20 protein-coding genes and 1 tRNA gene are annotated in these 16,777 nt (G+C 74.8%); 8 read left to right on the top strand and 13 right to left on the bottom strand.

The window, feature by feature from the left end:
- Positions 1-96: 96 nt before the first annotated feature.
- Positions 97-969 (top strand): NmrA family NAD(P)-binding protein, encoded by an 873-nt coding sequence (locus WJX68_RS06250; protein WP_340286918.1) that lies wholly within the window; start codon positions 97-99, stop codon positions 967-969.
- Here WJX68_RS06250 and ftsX read toward each other — a convergent pair.
- From ftsX to WJX68_RS06235, 3 genes are read right to left on the bottom strand one after another with little or no spacing between them, the layout of a single operon-like run.
- A complete protein-coding gene (gene ftsX / locus WJX68_RS06245) occupies positions 941-1,843 on the bottom strand; it encodes a permease-like cell division protein FtsX (protein WP_340286916.1) in 903 nt (300 codons plus the stop codon). The two genes, WJX68_RS06250 and ftsX, sit on opposite strands and share 29 nt — an antisense overlap.
- Positions 1,844-2,533, bottom strand: a complete 690-nt coding sequence (gene ftsE, locus WJX68_RS06240) for a cell division ATP-binding protein FtsE (protein ID WP_340286914.1) — start codon at positions 2,531-2,533, stop codon at positions 1,844-1,846.
- A 52-nt stretch (positions 2,534-2,585) separates the two neighbouring features.
- Positions 2,586-3,065, bottom strand: coding sequence for a MarR family winged helix-turn-helix transcriptional regulator (locus tag WJX68_RS06235; RefSeq protein ID WP_340286912.1), 480 nt, complete (start codon positions 3,063-3,065; stop codon positions 2,586-2,588).
- A gap of 60 nt (positions 3,066-3,125) precedes the next feature.
- On the opposite strand from WJX68_RS06235, the gene WJX68_RS06230 reads away from it, so the two are divergent.
- Positions 3,126-4,337: a multidrug effflux MFS transporter gene (locus WJX68_RS06230; protein WP_340286910.1), complete on the top strand. Its 1,212-nt coding sequence runs from the start codon at positions 3,126-3,128 to the stop codon at positions 4,335-4,337.
- 33 nt (positions 4,338-4,370) lie between these two features.
- Here the strand turns inward: WJX68_RS06230 and WJX68_RS06225 are convergent, their stop codons facing one another.
- From WJX68_RS06225 to WJX68_RS06205, 5 genes are all read right to left on the bottom strand, one after another.
- Complete coding sequence (locus WJX68_RS06225; RefSeq protein WP_340286908.1) at positions 4,371-5,126, bottom strand: hypothetical protein; 756 nt, start codon at positions 5,124-5,126, stop codon at positions 4,371-4,373.
- Positions 5,123-6,229, bottom strand: coding sequence for a peptide chain release factor 2 (gene prfB / locus WJX68_RS06220; RefSeq protein ID WP_340286906.1), 1,107 nt, complete (start codon positions 6,227-6,229; stop codon positions 5,123-5,125). The genes WJX68_RS06225 and prfB overlap by 4 nt, the downstream gene beginning before the upstream one ends.
- Positions 6,230-6,261: 32 nt before the next feature.
- Positions 6,262-6,771: a PadR family transcriptional regulator gene (locus tag WJX68_RS06215; RefSeq protein WP_340286904.1), complete on the bottom strand. Its 510-nt coding sequence runs from the start codon at positions 6,769-6,771 to the stop codon at positions 6,262-6,264.
- Positions 6,772-6,875: 104 nt separating this feature from the next.
- The gene (locus WJX68_RS06210; protein WP_340286903.1) at positions 6,876-7,904 is read right to left on the bottom strand and encodes an acyl-CoA dehydrogenase family protein; all 1,029 of its coding nucleotides are present in this window, start codon (positions 7,902-7,904) and stop codon (positions 6,876-6,878) included.
- A gap of 14 nt (positions 7,905-7,918) precedes the next feature.
- A complete protein-coding gene (locus WJX68_RS06205) occupies positions 7,919-9,091 on the bottom strand; it encodes an acyl-CoA dehydrogenase family protein (protein WP_340286901.1) in 1,173 nt (390 codons plus the stop codon).
- A gap of 126 nt (positions 9,092-9,217) precedes the next feature.
- Between WJX68_RS06205 and WJX68_RS06200 the strand changes: the two genes are divergently transcribed.
- Positions 9,218-9,460: a ribbon-helix-helix domain-containing protein gene (locus WJX68_RS06200; RefSeq protein WP_340286899.1), complete on the top strand. Its 243-nt coding sequence runs from the start codon at positions 9,218-9,220 to the stop codon at positions 9,458-9,460.
- Between the two features lie 8 nt (positions 9,461-9,468).
- Positions 9,469-9,861: a hypothetical protein gene (locus WJX68_RS06195; protein WP_340286898.1), complete on the top strand. Its 393-nt coding sequence runs from the start codon at positions 9,469-9,471 to the stop codon at positions 9,859-9,861.
- Here WJX68_RS06195 and WJX68_RS06190 read toward each other — a convergent pair.
- A complete protein-coding gene (locus tag WJX68_RS06190) occupies positions 9,858-10,613 on the bottom strand; it encodes a tyrosine-protein phosphatase (RefSeq protein WP_340286896.1) in 756 nt (251 codons plus the stop codon). The genes WJX68_RS06195 and WJX68_RS06190 overlap by 4 nt on opposite strands.
- A gap of 52 nt (positions 10,614-10,665) precedes the next feature.
- Positions 10,666-11,136 (bottom strand): redox-sensitive transcriptional activator SoxR, encoded by a 471-nt coding sequence (gene soxR / locus WJX68_RS06185; RefSeq protein ID WP_340286894.1) that lies wholly within the window; start codon positions 11,134-11,136, stop codon positions 10,666-10,668.
- Between the two features lie 406 nt (positions 11,137-11,542).
- Here soxR and WJX68_RS06180 point away from each other — a divergent pair, with 406 nt between their 5' ends.
- Together WJX68_RS06180 and WJX68_RS06175 are read left to right on the top strand one after the other, a co-directional pair.
- A complete protein-coding gene (locus WJX68_RS06180; RefSeq protein ID WP_340286892.1) occupies positions 11,543-12,379 on the top strand; it encodes a transglycosylase SLT domain-containing protein in 837 nt (278 codons plus the stop codon).
- A 119-nt stretch (positions 12,380-12,498) separates the two neighbouring features.
- Entirely contained in the window at positions 12,499-14,553 is a 2,055-nt protein-coding gene (locus WJX68_RS06175) for an acyltransferase family protein (RefSeq protein ID WP_340286890.1), read from the top strand.
- Between the two features lie 3 nt (positions 14,554-14,556).
- Here the strand turns inward: WJX68_RS06175 and WJX68_RS06170 are convergent, their stop codons facing one another.
- On the bottom strand, positions 14,557-14,772 hold the full coding sequence (locus WJX68_RS06170; protein ID WP_340286888.1) for an RNA-binding S4 domain-containing protein: 216 nt from the start codon (positions 14,770-14,772) through the stop codon (positions 14,557-14,559).
- Positions 14,773-14,805: 33 nt separating this feature from the next.
- Here WJX68_RS06170 and WJX68_RS06165 point away from each other — a divergent pair, with 33 nt between their 5' ends.
- Entirely contained in the window at positions 14,806-15,408 is a 603-nt protein-coding gene (locus WJX68_RS06165; protein ID WP_340286886.1) for a class I SAM-dependent methyltransferase, read from the top strand.
- Here WJX68_RS06165 and WJX68_RS06160 read toward each other — a convergent pair.
- Positions 15,375-15,980 carry a TetR/AcrR family transcriptional regulator gene (locus tag WJX68_RS06160; protein ID WP_340286884.1) on the bottom strand — a complete coding sequence of 202 codons (606 nt, stop codon included), beginning with the start codon at positions 15,978-15,980 and terminating at the stop codon, positions 15,375-15,377. The two genes, WJX68_RS06165 and WJX68_RS06160, sit on opposite strands and share 34 nt — an antisense overlap.
- Positions 15,981-16,067: 87 nt before the next feature.
- On the opposite strand from WJX68_RS06160, the gene WJX68_RS06155 reads away from it, so the two are divergent.
- On the top strand, positions 16,068-16,646 hold the full coding sequence (locus tag WJX68_RS06155) for a dihydrofolate reductase family protein (protein ID WP_340286882.1): 579 nt from the start codon (positions 16,068-16,070) through the stop codon (positions 16,644-16,646).
- A gap of 47 nt (positions 16,647-16,693) precedes the next feature.
- Here WJX68_RS06155 and WJX68_RS06150 read toward each other — a convergent pair.
- Positions 16,694-16,770, bottom strand: a tRNA-Met gene (locus WJX68_RS06150).
- Positions 16,771-16,777 lie beyond the last annotated feature (7 nt).

Below are 16,777 nucleotides of genomic sequence, written 5' to 3'. Positions count from 1 at the left end.
CGGCGAGAGCACTGCTCTTGCATTCCGGGCCCTCCCGGCGCAGACTCAGGACGAGAGCACTGCTCTCGTCCTGGTTCGACGATCTCGGGAGACGACATGACGACGGTCCTTCTGACCGGTGCGACCGGCGGCGTCGGCCGCGCACTGCTGCCCGCCCTGCTCGAGCGGGGCGCCGCCGTGCGGGCGCTGGTCCGCGACCCGGCCCGCCTGCCCGCGGGCCACGGCGCCGAGGTCGTGCGGGGCGACCTGCGGGACCCCGCGGCCGTCGCCGCGGCGCTGGACGGGGTGGACGCGGCCTTCCTCAACTCGCCGTCGGCCCCGGACGCGGCGGCGACCCAGTGCGCCGTCGCCGACGCCGCGGCCGCCGCCGGGACCGGGCGGCTCGTGCTGCTGTCGCAGCTCGCCGCGCGGGAGGACTCCCCGGTGCGGTTCCTGCGCTGGCACGCCGCGGTCGAGCGGCACGTGCGCGGGCTGGGGACCGGGCACGTGGTGCTGCGGCCCAACCTGTTCCTGCAGGGCCTGCTGGCCTTCGCCGGGCAGGTCGCGGCCACCGGGCGCTTCGGGGCCCCGATCGGCGACGCCGCGGTCAGCGCGGTCGACGTGCGCGACATCGCCGGCGCGGCCGCGGCCGTCCTGACCGGGGCGGGCGACGACGGCGCCGTGCACGACCTGACCGGGCCGCGCGCGGTCACCCACCCGGAGATCGCGGCCGCGCTGAGCGCCGCGACCGGCTCGCCCGTCGCGTTCGACGACGTCGAGCCGCACGCGTTCGCCGCCGCCCTCGACGGTCTGCTGCCGCCCTGGCAGGCGGCCGGGCTCGTCGAGGACTACGCCCACTACGCCCGCGGCGAGGCCGCCCGGGTCGACGACGCCGTCGCCCGGCTCACCGGACGCCCGGCCCGCACCCTGGAGGGGTTCACCCGCGACCACGCCGCGGCGTTCACACCTTCACGTACGCCCGCAGCGTGACGTAGCCGGTCACCCCGGCGACGAGCGCCCCGGCCGGCACCAGCAGCGCCGAGACGACCAGCACGTCGGTGATCCGCACCGGCGGGATCACCCCGGCCTGCCCGATCGCGGCGAACAGGTCGTCGACCACCGCGTACTTCGCCGCGACCAGCCCGATCCCGGCCAGCGCCCCGCCGGCGGCACCGGCGATCGCCGCCTCGACCAGGAACGGCAGCTGCGTGGTCCACCGGGTCGCCCCGACCAGCCGCATGACGCCGACCTCGGTGCGCCGGGTGAACGCCGAGACCTGCACGGTGTTGGAGATCAGCAGGATCGCGGCCAGCGCCTGCACGACGGCGAGCGCGAACGCCACGTTCCGCACGCCGTCGAGGAAGTCGAACAGCGTGCCGACGACGTCGCGCTGGTCGATCACCCCGCGCACGCCCGGCCGTCCCTCGACGGCGGCGCGTGCGGCCGCGGCCCCGGCCTGCTGGTCGGTCAGCGTCACCCGCAGCGTGGCGGGCAGGGACTGGGGCCGGGCGACGTCGGCGACCGACTGCCCGGCGAACAGCTCCCGGAAGCGGGTCCAGGCCTGCTGCTGGGACTCGAAGCCCACCTGCCCGACCCCCGGCGCGGACGCCAGCGCGGCGCGCAGCGACGCGCACGTCGGGCCGGAGCAGTCCTGGTCGGTCTCCGACACGTCCGGGGTCAGCGCCACCTGGATCTCGAGCCGGTCGGTGTAGAGCGCGGAGATGTCGTCGATCGTGCGCAGGACCAGCAGCCCGGCGCCGACCGACATGAGGGTGACGGCGGTGGTGAGCACCATCGCCACGGTCATGGTGACGTTGCGGCGCAGGCCCGAGGAGACCTCGCGGGACAGCAGGGCGGGGCGCATCTACCGGCCCGCCCCGTACACCGCGCGGGCCTCGTCGCGCAGCACCCGACCGTCGGCCAGCTCGATCACCCGGCGCCGCATGGCGTCCACGATGGAGTCGTCGTGGGTGGCCATCAGCACGGTCGTGCCGCCGCGGTTGATGCGTTCGAGGACCTGCATGATCTCCCGGCTCGTCTCGGGGTCGAGGTTGCCGGTGGGCTCGTCGGCGAGCAGCAGCGGCGGCCGGTTCACCGACGCCCGCGCGATCGCGACGCGCTGCTGCTCCCCACCGGACAGCTCGTGCGGCATCCGTTCGGCCTTGCCCTGCAGGCCCACCATCTCCAGCAGCTCGGGGACCGCGACCCGGATCTCCGACGGGCGCCGCCCCAGTACCTCCAGTGCGAACGCGACGTTGCCCGCGACGGTGCGCTTGGGCAGCAGCCGGAAGTCCTGGAAGACGCAGCCGATCCGCTGGCGCAGCCTCGGGACGCGCCGCCGCGGCAGCCGGGCGACGTCCAGGCCGTCGATCGTGATCGAGCCGCCGGTGGGCACGTCCTCGCGCAGGAGCAGGCGCAGCAGGGTGGACTTGCCCGATCCGGAGGGTCCGATGAGGAACACGAACTCGCCGGCCCCGACCGTCGCACTCACCCGGTCGAGCGCCGGACGCCCCGACGCCGGGTAGCGCTTGGTGACGTCCCGCAGCTCGATCACGGAGCGGGACGGTACCGCCGCCCGGCGTACACGGGCCGTGACGACACGCCCGTCAGGCCGGACCGGCGGTGACCGGGTCCCGCGCCGGGTCGAGCGCCCCGGCGAGGCGGCGCAGCGCCGGGACCGCGGCGCGCAGGGCGTCGGCGTCGGCGCCGGTGAGCTCGCCGAGCGCCCGCCGGATCTCCCGTGACCACGCCGCGGCGAGCAGCTCGCCGTGGCGCTGCGCCCGGGCCGTGGGGTGCAGCAGGGCGCGCCGGCCGTCGGCGGGGTCGGTCCGGCGCTCGACGAGGTCGCGCCCGACCAGCGACCGGACGGTCGTCGAGACGTTGCTGGGCTGCAGGCCCAGCCCGCGCGCGACGGCGGAGACGGTCTGCCCGGGCCGCGCCGAGACCCAGCGCAGCACCTCGTGCTCGGAGCCGGTGATGGCGTCGAGGCCGACGGCACGCTCACCCGCCGCCCGCAGCACCCGGGACAGGTCGTGCACCGACCCGACCAGCTCCACCCACTCGGCGGGCCCGTTGACCTCCGTCACAGCGGCGATACTACTCCACGGTTCATATATATCTTCATAGGTGACTTCGAGGGGAGCACCATGACCGTGGACAGCGGGCGCAGCACCACGACCCGGCGCGGCGTGCCGGACGGCCTGTGGATCAGCGTGCTCGCCCTGCTGACCGCGGTCGCGCCGCTCGCGACGGACATGTACCTGCCGGTGCTGCCCACCGTCGCCACCGAGCTGGGGGCGACGGCGTCGGCGACCCAGCTGACGCTGACCGCGTTCCTGGTCGGGCTGGCCGTCGGCCAGCTGGTGATCGGGCCGCTCTCCGACAGCTGGGGCCGGCGACGGCTGGTGCTCGCCGGGACCGTCCTGCTGTTCGTCGCGTGCCTGGCGAGCGCGGTCGCCCCGACGACCGCGGTGCTCGTGCTCGCCCGGTTCCTGCAGGGCTTCGGCGGTGCGGCCGGGCTGGTGCTCAGCCGCGCGATGATCTCCGACCGGACCACCGGTGCCCGCACCGCGCAGCTGTTCTCGCTGATGATGGCGATCAACGGGATCGCGCCGGTCGTCGCCCCGGTGATCGGCAGCTCGCTGGGCGGGCTCGTCGGCTGGCGCGGGATCTTCGTCGTGCTGGCGGGCCTGGCGCTGCTGATGCTGGTGTCCTCGCTGCTGGTGGTGCACGAGACGCTGCCGACGTCGGCGCGGTCCGCCGGCGGGCTGCGGCGCACCGTCGCCGACGTGGGCGAGCTGCTCCGGCGCCGCCGCTACGTCGGCTACGTGCTGACCTTCGCCACGTCGTTCTCGATGATGTTCGCCTACATCTCCGGGTCGCCGTTCGTGCTGCAGCAGACGCTCGGGCTCACGACCACGCAGTACGCGCTCGCGTTCGGCACGAACGCGGCCGGTCTGGTCCTGGGCAACATCGCCAGCAGCCGCCTCGCCGTGCGGGTCGCCCCCCGGCGCCAGCTCGTGACGGCCGTCGGCGGCCTGGTGGTGTGGTGCGCGGCCCTGCTGCTCGTCGTGCTGCTGGGGGCCGCCCGCTGGCCGGTGCTGGTCCTGCTGTTCACGACGCTGGCCACGCTGGGCTTCGTGATGGGCAACAGCGCGGCGCTGGCGACCGGCGAGGTCCGCGACCGCGCCGGGACGGGCTCGGCGCTGCTGGGGGCGACGCAGTTCGGGCTCGGCGCGCTGGTCTCCCCGCTGGTCGGGTCGAGCGCGACGGCGATGGCCGTGACCATGCTGACCGCGGCCACGCTCTCCGCCGTGTCGCTCGCCGCACTGACCCGCGGGGCGACCGCGCCCCGCTGAGCCGTCCCCGGCGGCGCGGCCCGCGACGCGGGGTCAGGGGGCGGTGACCTCCACCGGCAGCCCGGGGTCGGCGAAGGAGACCGTGATCGCGCCCGGTACGGCCGCGCCGGCGCTCTGCGTCCCGGTGGGCGGGGCCTGCGGCTCCAGGCGCAGGCGCAGCAGCCGCCCGCGGTCGGCCGGAGCGGCGTCGGGGGCGCCGAGCCACGCCGTGACGCGGGGCGCCGGCGAGACCAGGCCCGCGAGCTCGTCGAGGTGGGCCGCGACCGCCGGGTCCGGCGCGCCCGCCCGCGCGGCGGCGAGGTCGACCGATCCGGTGGCCGTCGTCGCCGCGATCCCGCCGACCTCGGTCGTGCCCGGTGCGGCGACGACGTCGCGCAGCCCGGGCGCCGCGTGCAGCATCCCGCCGACGGCCCCGACCGGGAGGAGCCCCGTGGACAGCGGCTGCCAGCGGTCGCTCCCGCCGAAGCGGACCCAGGCGCGGTCCTCCAGCACCCGTACCCGGGCACCGCGGGTGCCGAGCGCGACGGTGAGGTCCGCGGCGAACGGGGCGAAGCGGACCGGGCCCGAGGCCCGCACCGGGCCCGTGACCGAGTCCAGCTCGACGTCGACCCGGGCCGAGCCGGCGTCGGCGAGCGCGCGGCCCGCCGCGGCCACGGCGTCCTGCGCCGACGGGGCGGTGGCGGCGGCCGGGGCACCGTCCGCGCCGGGGGCCGGGGTGCCGGTGGTGCACCCGGCCAGCGCGAGCACGGCCAGCGCGCCGCCCGCGACGGCCCGCAGCACGCGGGTCACGAGTCCGATTCGGTCTGCTTGCGCCAGCGGATGCCGGCCTCGATGAACTCGTCGATCTGCCCGTCGAGCACCTGGGAGGGGTTGCCCTCCTCGTGCTCGGTGCGCAGGTCCTTCACCAGCTGGTACGGGTGCAGCACGTAGTTGCGCATCTGGTTGCCCCAGGAGGACCCGGCCTCCTTGAACGAGTCGCGCAGCTCGCGCTCCTCCTGGCGGCGCCTCTCCAGCAGCTTGGCCTGCAGCACGGCCATCGCGGAGGCCTTGTTCTGCAGCTGGGAGCGCTCGTTCTGGCAGGCCACCACGATCCCGGACGGGATGTGGGTCAGCCGGACCGCGGAGTCGGTCGTGTTGACGCCCTGGCCGCCGGGGCCGGACGCGCGGAACACGTCGACGCGCAGGTCCTTCTCGTCGATCTCGATGTGGTCGGAGGTCTCGACGACCGGCGCGACCTCGACCCCGGCGAACGAGGTCTGGCGGCGGCCCTGGTTGTCGAACGGCGAGATCCGGACCAGCCGGTGGGTGCCCGCCTCGACCGACAGCGTCCCGAAGGCGTAGGGCGCGTGGACGGCGAAGGTGGCCGACTTGATCCCGGCCTCCTCGGCGTAGGACGTCTCGTAGACGTCGGTGCCGTAGCCGTGGCGCTCGGCCCAGCGCAGGTACATCCGCAGCAGCATCTCGGCGAAGTCCGCGGCGTCGATGCCGCCGGCCTCGGACCGGATGGTCACCAGTGCCTCGCGCTCGTCGTACTCGCCCGACAGCAGGGTGCGGACCTCCAGCGAGGAGATCTCGGTGCGCAGCTTGGCGCGCTCGGCGTCGGCGTCGGCGATCGCGGACTGGTCGCCCTCGTCCTCGGCGAGCTCGTAGAGCACGGGCACGTCGTCGAGACGGCGGCGCAGGTCGTCGAGCCGGCGCAGGTCGCCCTGGGCGTAGGCCAGCCGGCTGGTGATCTGCTGGGCGGCCTCGACGTCGTCCCAGAGGTCCGGCCGGCCCGCCTGCTCGGAGAGCTCCTCGATCTCCTGACGCAGCCGGGGCACGTCGGCGACGGCCTCGATGCTGGACAGCGTGGTGTCGAGGTCCTTCAGGTCGGCCTGGACGTCGGAGTTCACAACGGTCGAGGGTACGCGGGGCGCGACCCGGTTCAGTCCTCGGGGACCGCGTCGATCAGCTTGATCATCGCCCGGGTGTGGGCGACGGCGAAGTCGGCCACCGGGCGGCCGTAGGGGTCCTCGTTCGCGCGGGCGGCGGCGCGGGCCGCGGCGAGCCGCTCGGTGTAGGCCTCGCGGGCGGAGCGCAGCAGCTCGGTGCGCTGCTTGACCGTCAGCGTCCCGGCGTGCAGCAGGCGCAGCACCAGCGGGCTGCGGACGGCGTCGGCGTCGCCGCCGGTGGCCAGCCAGTACTTGAAGGACCGCTTGCCGGCGGCGGTGATCACGTACTGCTGGCTGGCCCGCGGGCCCTGCTTGCCCAGCCGCAGCAGGCCCTCCTCGGTCAGCGCCGGCAGCTCCCGGTAGACCTGGCTGCGGGTCACGGAGAAGAACAGCCCGAACCGCTCGCCGGCCGTCGCCACCAGCTGCCCGCCCGTCATCGGTCCGCCGTGGAGCAGTCCGAGCAGGGCGGCGGCGGTGGCGTTGACCGGTGTGACGGGGGCCATCGTCCGACGGTCCCACGTCCCGGGCCGGTGCGCGAGTCCACAGCGCACGTCCGCCCTGAGCAGACGGCGTGCACTGTGGCCTCGCGCGGGCCCGGCGGGTCGGCTCAGGGGGCGAGCGTCAGCGACGCGATCCGCTCCCGCGAGACGGCGACGTCGCCGTACTGGCCGGCGAGCCGCTTGGCGCGCTTGTAGAAGAAGTGCGCCTCGTGCTCCCAGGTGTAGCCGATCCCGCCGTGGAACTGGATCATCGCCGCGGTCGCCTGCAGCGCGACGTCGCTGCACTTGGCCTTGGCGACGGCGACGGCGAGCTCGGCGCCGTCGAGCCCGGCGTCCAGCGCGTGCGCGGCGTAGAGCGCGGCGTGCTCGGCCATGGTGACCCCGACGTGCAGGTCGGCCATCGCGTGCTTGAGCGCCTGGAACGAGCCGACCGGCACCCCGAACTGGGTGCGCTCGCGGTCGTAGGCGACGGTGCGGCTCAGCGCCTCCCGGGCGATGCCGACGAGGTCGGCGGCGACGAGCACCGTGGCCCGGTCGACGAGGTGGCGCTGCAGGTCGACGGTGATCCCCGGCAGCGCCTCGGCGGTCCCGCCGGTCAGCGACGCGAGCCGGGTGGTGCCGTCGTAGCTGCCGACCGGCGTCGAGGACGCGCCGGTGACCAGCGACAGCCCGGGCAGACCGTCCTCGGTGGGCGCGACGACGACGTCGGCGATCGCCCCGTACTCCACGACCGGCAGCCCGGACGCGGCGCTGCCGCGGGTGGTGAGGCCGCCGACGGCCTCGCCGGCGGCGAGCTTCGGCAGCCAGGCCGCCTGCTGCTCCTCGGAGCCGGCGAGCCGGATCGCCTCGGCGGCCAGCACGGTGCCGCGCCACGGCCCCGGGGCGACGCCGGCGCCGAGCGCGCGGGCGATCACCTGGGCCTCGACGAGGCCGAGCCCGAGCCCGTCGTGCTGCTCGCCGACGGTGACCGCGGTCCAGCCCTGCTCCCCCGCGGCGCGCCACAGCGACTCCGGGTTGCCGTCGGAGGACGGGTCCTCGACGACGGTGCGGACCGCGGCCAGGTCGAACCGCTCGGCCAGGTAGTCGCGCACCGCGGCGCCGAACTCCTGCTGGTCGGAGGTGAGTGCGAAGAACATGTGCCGAGCTCCCCTTACCGCGGCAGGCCGAGCACGCGCTCGGCGGTGACGTTGCGCTGGACCTGCGACGAGCCGCCCCAGATGGTGACCGACCGCGACCACATGGCCTGCCCGTGCAGCGGGCGCAGGTCGGTGCCGTCGGGCAGCGCGTCGAGGGTGGCGTCCTCGCCGAGGATCCGGTCGTAGACCTCCCAGAGGTCCTGGAAGGCCTCGGACCACTGCAGCTTGGTCATCGACGCCTCGAAGCCGAGGTCGCGGCCCTGCTCGACCTGGGTGAGCACGTGCATCGAGTGCAGCCTGAGGCACTCCAGCTCGACCAGGACGCGGGCGAGGTCGTCGCGGATCACCGGGTCGGTGTCGCGGCCCAGCCGTCGCGCGACGGCGGCGATCTCGTCGTACTGGCGGCGGAACTCGGTGTACTGCGAGATGCCCGAGGCGCCGCGCTCGAAGGACAGCAGCAGCATCGCGGTGCGCCAGCCGTCGCCGATCTCGCCGAGGCAGTCGGCGGCGGGGACGCGGGCGTCGTCGAAGAAGACCTCGCCGAACTCGCTGGCGCCGCTCATCTGGCGCAGCGGGCGCGCGGTGACGCCGGGCTGGTCCATGTCGATCAGCAGCATCGAGATGCCGCGGTGCTTCTCCGACCCGGCCTCGGTGCGGACCATGGTGAAGATCTTGTCGCCGTGCACCGCGTTGGTGGTCCACACCTTCTGCCCGTTGACGACGAAGTCGTCGCCGTCGCGCACGCCCTTGGTGGACAGCGCGGCGAGGTCGGACCCGGCGCCGGGCTCGGAGAAGCCCTGGCACCACACGACCTCGTTGCGCAGCAGCGGGCCGATGATGTCCTTCTTCTGGGCGTCGGTGCCGATCGCCATGACGGTCGGGGCGAGGAAGGTCAGCCCGAGCGGGTTGACGGTGCGCGGCGCCTGGGCCCGGACCATCTCCTCGTCGTAGATGGCCTTCATGCCGGGGGTGCCGCCGCGGCCGCCGTACTCGGTCGGCCACTGGATGCCGGCGAACCCGGCGTCGGCCTTGTCGCGCTCCCAGTCGCGGCGCAGCCGGAAGCTCTCGTCGTCGTCGAGGGACTCCCAGAACCCGGTGCGGGTCCACTCCTCGGGGATGTGGGCCGAGAGCCAGGAGCGCAGCTCCGTGCGGAACTCCTCCTCGGCCGGGCTGAAGGTCAGGTCCATGGAGAACACCCGTTCTGCTGTGAGGTCGGCACTGTCCCGGCCCGGAGCTTTCCATACCCGCCGGTAACCTGCCCGACCCGGCACGTCGCGTGGTCCGCGGCGGTATGCAGGGAGTACCCTCGCGGTATGCGCAGCGAGCGGGTGACGGTCACGCTGCCGGCGGAGCTGGTGGCAGAGGCACGGGACGCGGTGTCCCGCGGATCGGCGGCGAGCCTGTCCGCGTACGTGGCGGAGGCCGTGAAGGCCCGCCAGGACCGGGACCGTTCGCTCGCCACGCTGGCCGACCTCTACGGCGGCCCCCCGCCGGCCGACGAGCTGGACGCGGCGCGACGCTCGCTGCGCCCGGTCCCGCCCGTGGCCGTCGGCTGAGCCCCGCGATGATCGGCGGACGCGTACTCGACTCCTCGGCACTGGCGGCCTTCGCGACCGGCCGCCCCGTCTACATGCGCGCGCTGGTCTGGGCCGCGGTGGAGGAGAACATCGTGCTCGCGGTGCCCAGCACCGCCCTCGGCCGTGCCTGGTCGATGGTGGACGCCGAGCACCACTCGGCCCTGCAGGTGCTGCTCGGGCTGCCCAACACGGTGATCCACGAGCTCTCGCCGGAGAGCGCCCAGGAGGCCGGGCTGCTGCTCGCCTCCCAGGGGCTCGACGACATCGTCCTCGGCCAGGTGGTCACCGCGGCGCGGCGGCGGGGCTGGCCCGCGGTGACCGGTGACCCGGGCGCCCTGCGCAAGCTCGACCCGATGGTGCCGATCGAGGAGCTCCCCTAGTCCTGCTCGCGCAGCCGCGCCCGCAGGCGGGCCAGCTCGTCGTCGGTGACGCCGTGGGAGCGCAGCCACCCGACCGGGCCGCCGTGGCGCTCGTCGAGCAGGCGCAGGAACTCCGCCATCACCTCGGCGCGCGGCCGGTGCCGGTCGATCTCCTCGGCCGGGGGCATCGGCTCGCCGGACGCGGTCGTCCACTTCGTGAACAGCGCGTCGATCCGGGTGGCCGACAGCGCGTAGTCCTCGGCGATCTGCTCGCGCGGCACGCCCGCCACCGAGCACACCAGTGCGACGAGCACGCCGGTGCGGTCCTTGCCCGCGGCGCAGTGCACAAGGGTCGCGCCGGACTCCAGGCCCGCGATGCGCCGCACGCCGTCGACCACGTTGTCCCGGCCGTCCTCCAGGTAGGCCAGGTAGTGCAGCAGCATCGGGTGGGGGTCGTCCAGGTCCACCTCGGGCAGCGCGATGCCGGTCTCGGGGATGAAGCTGAGCCGGTGCACCGGGATCCCGGCCTCGGCGAGCGCCCCGAGGCCGTAGGTCGTGCGCTCGTGGTCGGTGCGCAGGTCCAGTGCCTGCGCGACGGCCAGCTCCCCGGTGAGGTGGGCGACGGCGGCCTCCCCCAGCCCCTCCAGGGACTCGGTGCGCAGCAGCACCCGGGGGCGCACCCGGCCGCCGCCCTCCAGCGGCAGCCCCCCGACGTCACGGGCGTTGGCGAGGCCGTCGACGGTCAACCAGCGGTCCGGCACGAGATCGGTCACGGCTCCAGGTTAGGCAGGCCCGGGCGCCCCGGCAGCGGTCACGGCCGGGAGTTCACCGGCCGTGCACCGGGGGCCGGCGCAGCGCGGGGGGCAGCACCCGCGCGCCGTCGCCCTGGGCGGCCGCGGCGTCGCCGGGGTTGACCAGCCGGCACGTCGTCATCGACAGGCAGCCGCAGCCGATGCAGCCGTCCAGGCCGTCGCGCAACGCGGTCAGCGCCTGGATCTGCTCGTCGAGCCGGCCGCGCCAGGACCGCGACAGCCGCGCCCAGTCCGCGCGGGTCGGGGTGCGGTCGGCGGGCAGCGCGTCCAGGGCCGCCCGGACCTCGTCGAGCCCGATGCCGATCGAGCGGGCGGCCCGGACGAACGCGAGGCGGCGCAGCACACTGCGCCGGTAGCGGCGCTGGTTGCCCGAGGTCCGGGTCGCGGAGATCAGCCCCTCGCGCTCGTAGTAGCGCAGCGCCGAGTGCGGGAACCCGCTGCGCTCGACGATCTCGCCGATGGTGAGCAGGTCGCTCGCGTCCATCCCCGTCCCCCGTTCCCCGCACCGGCCCGGCTGTCCGGAACCTGAAGCCGGGTCCAGTATCGCGCCGTTCGTCGCGCGTCCGCCACCTGCGATGATCACCGTCCGTCGGACGATCCGCACCGTCCACCGGGTTGCCCGGTAGGCACTCTCAAGATCGCGGACCAGGTGAACGGTGCGTCCCGCGCGGCGACCGACGACCCCGGGGCTGGACCCCCGTGGCCGGGCCCTCTACGGTTCTTCCAAGTCATCACGGCCCGATCTCGAGCGGGCCGGAGCCGGACTCCCCGACCGGCTCCCCGGGACCCCCGACCCGGCCGCTCGTGCACCGCGCGCCGTCCGTGATCTGAAAGGCGTTCCCTTGCCCGGACACCGCTCCCCCGGTGGCCGCCACGTGTTCCCCCGACCCGTGGCGACCGCACCCGCAGCGACGGCCGCTGCCCCCTCCGTCCGCTCCCCCCGGCCGGACGGCCCCGCGCACGCCGCGCGCCGTGCCGGCACGCGGACCGCCGCGACCGGCGCCGCGTTCGGCGTGCTCGCCTCCGGCGCGTTCGCCGCGATCGTCCCGACCACCCTGGACGGGACGTCGACGCAGGCCGACGCCGAGGAGGGCGGCACCGCCGCCGCCACGACGCTGGCCGCGTACTCCGCGGACATCCCCTCGGCGAAGAAGGCCGCCGACGGCTCGGCCAGCGGCTTCTTCAGCCCGGTCTCCTTCGCCGGTGGCGGCACCGCGACCGGCGCGCTGCAGTCCGCGGCGCCGGCCCGCGACGCCGACCTCGCCTCGATGGGCAAGGCCCGCGAGATCGCGACGAAGATCGCCGAGGAGCACGCGAAGGCCGCGGCCGCCGAGAAGGCGCGCCAGGCCGAGAAGGCGCGCATCGACGCGATCGTCGCCAAGGGCGGCCTGGACGGCTGGATCGCCGAGGCCCTGGACCACATGGGGATGTCCCAGTCGTACGCGACCGGGCTGAAGCAGATCATCCTCAAGGAGTCCAACGGCAACCCCGACGCCATCAACAACTGGGACTCCAACGCCGCGGCCGGCAACCCGTCCGAGGGCCTGATGCAGGTCATCCCCTCGACGTTCCGGGCCTACGTGCACCCCGACTTCGCCGACCGGGACATCACCGACCCGATCGCGAACATCACCGCGGGCGTCCGCTACATGATCGACCGCTACGGCATCGACACGCTCGACGCCGGTGGCCGGGTCGGCTCGCACGGTGGATACATCGGCTACTGAGTACGATCCTGCTACCAGACGGCGGCCGCCGGGGGAACCCGGCGGCCGCCGTCGTCGTTGCACCCGGTGAATCGTAAAGTCTTCTTTACCCACGCCGCACCCGAGAGGAGCTGCCGCTCGTGACGTATCCCGGTGGAGCACCGTCCGCCCGTCCCGCCACCTCCGCGGACGGCGGTACGCGCTCCCGGTTCCGTCCCGAGCTGCAGGGCCTGCGCGCCCTGGCCGTGCTGCTCGTCGTCGTCTACCACGTCTGGGTCGGACGGGTGTCCGGCGGCGTCGACGTCTTCTTCCTGATCACCGGGTTCCTCATCGTCGGCGGGCTGTACCGCGCGGCGCTGCGCGGCGGGGTGGACGTGCTCGCGACCTGGCGGCGCCAGTTCGCCCGGCTGCTGCCCGCGATCACCGTGGTCCTCGTCGCCGGCGTGCTCGCCGGGTACCTGCTGCTGCCGGAGAACCGGTGGCTGCCCACCGTCCGGGAGACGGTCGCGTCGCTGCTGTTCCTGCAGAACTGGGAGCTCGCGCACAACTCCGTCGACTACGCGGCCCGTGACGACGCGGCCAGCATCGTGCAGCACTTCTGGTCGCTGTCGATCCAGGGCCAGTTCTACCTGCTCGCCCCGCTGGTCGTCGCCGGCGTCGCGATCGCCGCCCGCCGCGACCGCGCCGACCTGCACCGCAGGCTCACCGGGACGCTGCTGGCCCTCGGCGGCGCCTCGTTCGTCTACTCCGTGTACCTGACGCTGGTGAACCAGCCGCTGGCCTACTTCCACTCCGCGACCCGGATCTGGGAGTTCGCGCTGGGCGGGCTGCTCGCGCTGTGGATCTCACGGATCGAGGACCGCCCGGAGCTGACCGCCGGCGCCCGGGCGGTGCTCGGCTGGGCCGGGGTGGTCGCGCTGGTGTCCTGCGGCCTGCTGCTGCAGGTCGACCGCGCCTTCCCGGGCTGGGCGGCGCTGTGGCCCACCCTCGCCGCGTCGATGGTGCTGGTGGCGGGCCGGTCGGGGCACCGGCTGGGCGTGGACCGGCTGCTGTCCGGACGGGTGCTGCGCACGATCGGCGACCTGTCCTTCCCGCTGTACCTGTGGCACTGGCCGATCCTGGTGCTCACGCTGGTCTCCACCGGCCGGGACCGCCTCGACCTGGAGCAGGGCGCGGCCGTGATCGCCGCGTCGCTGGTGCTGGCGTGGCTCACCCACCGGTTCGTCGAGCAGCGGGTCGCCGCGCTCGGTGTGGCCCGCGCCCTGCGCACCGGGCTGGTGCTCGCGCTGGTGGTGCTGGTCGCGGCGGGCTCCTGGTACGGCCTCACCGTCGCACGGACGGCCTCGCCCGTCCTGGCCGGGTCGCCGACGCACCCGGGGGCCGGGGCGCTGTCGCCGCAGTTCGACCCGGTCTCGCTCGACCCGGCCGACGCCGAGCTGACGCCGTCGCTGGTGCAGGCGCCCGACGACTGGAGCTACCGCCGCACGAGCTGGGACTGCATGCCGTCCACGCACGGCGCCGAGCTCGAGGTCTGCCGCGTCCCCGCCCCGCACCCGGAGAGCTCCGAGCGCACCGTCGCGGTCGTCGGCGACTCGCACGCCCAGCAGTACGCGGCGACGCTCGCGGTCGTCGCCGAGCAGCGCAACTGGGCGATGGTGAGCATGTTCCGCGGCGCCTGCCCGATGTCGGTGCGCTCGGAGACCGCGCCGGACGACCAGGGCTGCACCGACTGGAACGCCGCCGTCCACGACGAGCTCGTCGAGATGCACCCCGACGCGGTCCTGACCCTGGCCTCCCGCGACGTGCGCCCCGGTCTGCACGAGCAGACCCCGGAGGGCTTCGTGCAGGCCTGGCAGCGCCTCGACGAGGCCGGCATCCCGGTCGTCGCGGTGCGGGACAACCCGCGCTTCGAGTTCGACGTCGTCGACTGCGTGGCGACCGCGGGCCGCGGTGCCCCCGAGTGCGGGGTCGACCGCTCGACGCTCTACCAGCCGGTCCCGCCGTGGACCACGGTGCCGGGCGTGCCGCACAACGTCGTGTTCGCCGACCTGGCGAACGGCATCTGCGACCCGGTGACCTGCAGCAGCGAGGTCGGCAACGTCCTGGTCTACATGGACGACAACCACCTCACCGCCACCTACGCCGAGACCCTCGCCCCGGACCTCGCCCGGGCGTTCGACCAGCTCGGCTGGTGACCCTCAGGCCGGGCGGACGCTCCGCCCGGCCACGGTGACGACGTCGCCGCGGAGCAGCTGCGCGCCGCGCCTGTGCTCGGGCGCGCCGTTGACCGTGACCTCGTTGGCCTCGAGCATCTCCCGGGCGTGCCCGCCGTCCTCGGCGAGCCCGGCGAGCTTGAGGAACTGGCCGATGCGGATCGGCTCGTCGCGGATGGGCACGTCCAGCGGGGTCGTCATGGGTCCAGTGTCCCCGCCGTAGCATTCCCGGGCGTGGGTGACCACTACTTCAGCGCCAGCCCCTCCGTCGCCAGCCGCCGCGGGTCGGTGCGCCTGCACACGTCCGGTGCGGACCTGACGCTGGCCACCGACACCGGCGTCTTCTCGCACACCCGGCTCGACCGCGGGACGAAGGTGCTGCTCGACGCCGCGCCCATGCCGCCGGTGCGCGGCCCGCTGCTCGACGTCGGCTGCGGCTACGGCCCGATCGCGCTGACCCTGGCCGCGCGCCGGCGTCGGCTGCCGGTGTGGGCGGTGGACCTCAACGAGCGCGCCCTGGGCCTGACCCGGGAGAACGCCGACGCGGCCGGGCTGGGCAACGTGATCGCCTGCCGCCCCGAGGACGTGCCCGGCGACGTGACGTTCGCCGGCATCTACTCCAACCCCCCGATCCGCTCCGGGAAGGCCGCCCTGCACGAGCTGCTGCTGCGCTGGCTGCCGCGGCTGATGCCCGGCGGGCGGGCGTACCTGGTCGTGGCCAAGAACCTCGGCTCGGACTCGCTGGCGCGCTGGCTGAGCGACGAGCAGGGCTTCCCGGCGACCCGGCTGGTGTCGGAGAAGGGCTACCGGGTGCTGGAGGTCGCGCCCGCGTCCTGACCCTCCCGGCCCAGCAGCCCGGCGACGAGCGCGTCCACGACGTCCCCGGCCGGGGTGGCGGGGTCGATCGAGAGCGTCAGGCGGTCGAGCAGCAGCCCGTCGACGGCGTAGTGGAACAGCGCGATCTCCGGCGCGCCGCCGGGCAGGCCGGCGGCCTCGTTGTAGGCCACGTCGGCGGCGAAACCGGCGCGCAGCCACTCCCCCACGACCTCGGCCACCTCCGGCCGCCGCGCGGCCTCCAGGCGCAGCTCGAACAGCGCGAGCGTCACCTCCGGCTCGGCGGTGAGCCGCCGCACGATGTCCCGGACGTGCCGTGCGAACCCGGCGGTCCCGCCGGGGCCCTCGCGCAGCCGGGCCACGGTGTCCGGGTCCGGGGCCAGGCGCTGCCCGATCCGGTCGGCGAGCGCCCGCACGAGCTCGGTCCGGCTGCGGAAGTAGTTCGACGCGGTGCCCGTCGGGACCCCGGCCTCGCGGTCCAGCGCCCGGTGGGTGAGCCCGCGCGCACCCTCCCTGGCCAGGACGGCGAGTCCGGCGTCGGCCAGCCCGTGCCTGCGGTCGTCGTTGCGCGCCATGGGGCCACCCTAGACGAACCACGACGCCTGTTGTAGTTTTCCGACCACGACAGCCGTCGTACTTCATCCGAGATCCCGGAGGCGCCCGTGCGTGAGCTCGTCTACTACGTCGCGGTGTCGCTCGACGGCCGCATCGCGGCCCCGGACGGCACGTTCGACGCCTTCGCGCAGTCCGGCGACCACATCGACATGATCCTGCGCGAGTGGACCGACACGATCCCCGCGGTCGGGCTGGAGATGCTGGGCCTGACGGCCGACCGGTCCCGGTTCGACACCGTGCTGATGGGCTGGAACACCTACGCCGCGGGGCTGCACGTCACCGCCGACCCGTACCCGCACCTGGAGCAGTACGTGTTCTCGCGCAGCCGCGAGGCCGGTGCGGTGCCCGCCGGCGTCACCCTGACCGGGTGCGACCCCGTGGACCTCGTGCGCGAGCTGAAGCGGCGGCCGGGGGCCGGCATCTGGCTGTGCGGCGGCGGGCGGCTCGCGACCGCGCTGGCCGGCGAGATCGACCGCCTGGTGCTCAAGGTGAACCCGGTCGTGCTGGGCGCGGGACGCCCCCTGTTCGACGACGCCGACGGCTACCGGCCTCGCGACCTGCACCTGGAGTCCTCGGTGCCCTACGGCTCCGGCGTGGTCGTGAACACCTACGTCCCCGCCGCATGACGGCCGCATGACGAAGGCCCCCGGGAGATCCCGGGGGCCTTCGTGCGTGGTAGCGGGGGCAGGATTCGAACCTGCGACCTCTGGGTTATGAGCCCAGCGAGCTACCGAGCTGCTCCACCCCGCGCCGGACG

It is taken from the genome of Pseudonocardia spirodelae, assembly GCF_037727765.1.
In the GTDB taxonomy this organism is placed as follows: Bacteria; Actinomycetota; Actinomycetes; order Mycobacteriales; family Pseudonocardiaceae; genus Pseudonocardia; species Pseudonocardia spirodelae.
Note: the sequence above shows the minus strand (reverse complement) of the source record. Positions and strands in the feature narration are given on the sequence as shown.

Bases quoted from the DNA above. Each gene is read 5' to 3' on its own strand.
- WJX68_RS06250 (WP_340286918.1), top strand. From the start codon at position 97: ATGACGACGGTCCTTCTGACCGGTGCGACCGGCGGCGTCGGCCGCGCA.
- ftsX (WP_340286916.1), bottom strand. From the start codon at position 1,843: ATGCGCCCCGCCCTGCTGTCCCGCGAGGTCTCCTCGGGCCTGCGCCGC.
- WJX68_RS06230 (WP_340286910.1), top strand. From the start codon at position 3,126: ATGACCGTGGACAGCGGGCGCAGCACCACGACCCGGCGCGGCGTGCCG.
- WJX68_RS06215 (WP_340286904.1), bottom strand. From the start codon at position 6,771: ATGGCCCCCGTCACACCGGTCAACGCCACCGCCGCCGCCCTGCTCGGA.
- WJX68_RS06210 (WP_340286903.1), bottom strand. From the start codon at position 7,904: ATGTTCTTCGCACTCACCTCCGACCAGCAGGAGTTCGGCGCCGCGGTG.
- WJX68_RS06205 (WP_340286901.1), bottom strand. From the start codon at position 9,091: ATGGACCTGACCTTCAGCCCGGCCGAGGAGGAGTTCCGCACGGAGCTG.
- WJX68_RS06200 (WP_340286899.1), top strand. From the start codon at position 9,218: ATGCGCAGCGAGCGGGTGACGGTCACGCTGCCGGCGGAGCTGGTGGCA.
- WJX68_RS06195 (WP_340286898.1), top strand. From the start codon at position 9,469: ATGATCGGCGGACGCGTACTCGACTCCTCGGCACTGGCGGCCTTCGCG.
- soxR (WP_340286894.1), bottom strand. From the start codon at position 11,136: ATGGACGCGAGCGACCTGCTCACCATCGGCGAGATCGTCGAGCGCAGC.
- WJX68_RS06170 (WP_340286888.1), bottom strand. From the start codon at position 14,772: ATGACGACCCCGCTGGACGTGCCCATCCGCGACGAGCCGATCCGCATC.
- WJX68_RS06160 (WP_340286884.1), bottom strand. From the start codon at position 15,980: ATGGCGCGCAACGACGACCGCAGGCACGGGCTGGCCGACGCCGGACTC.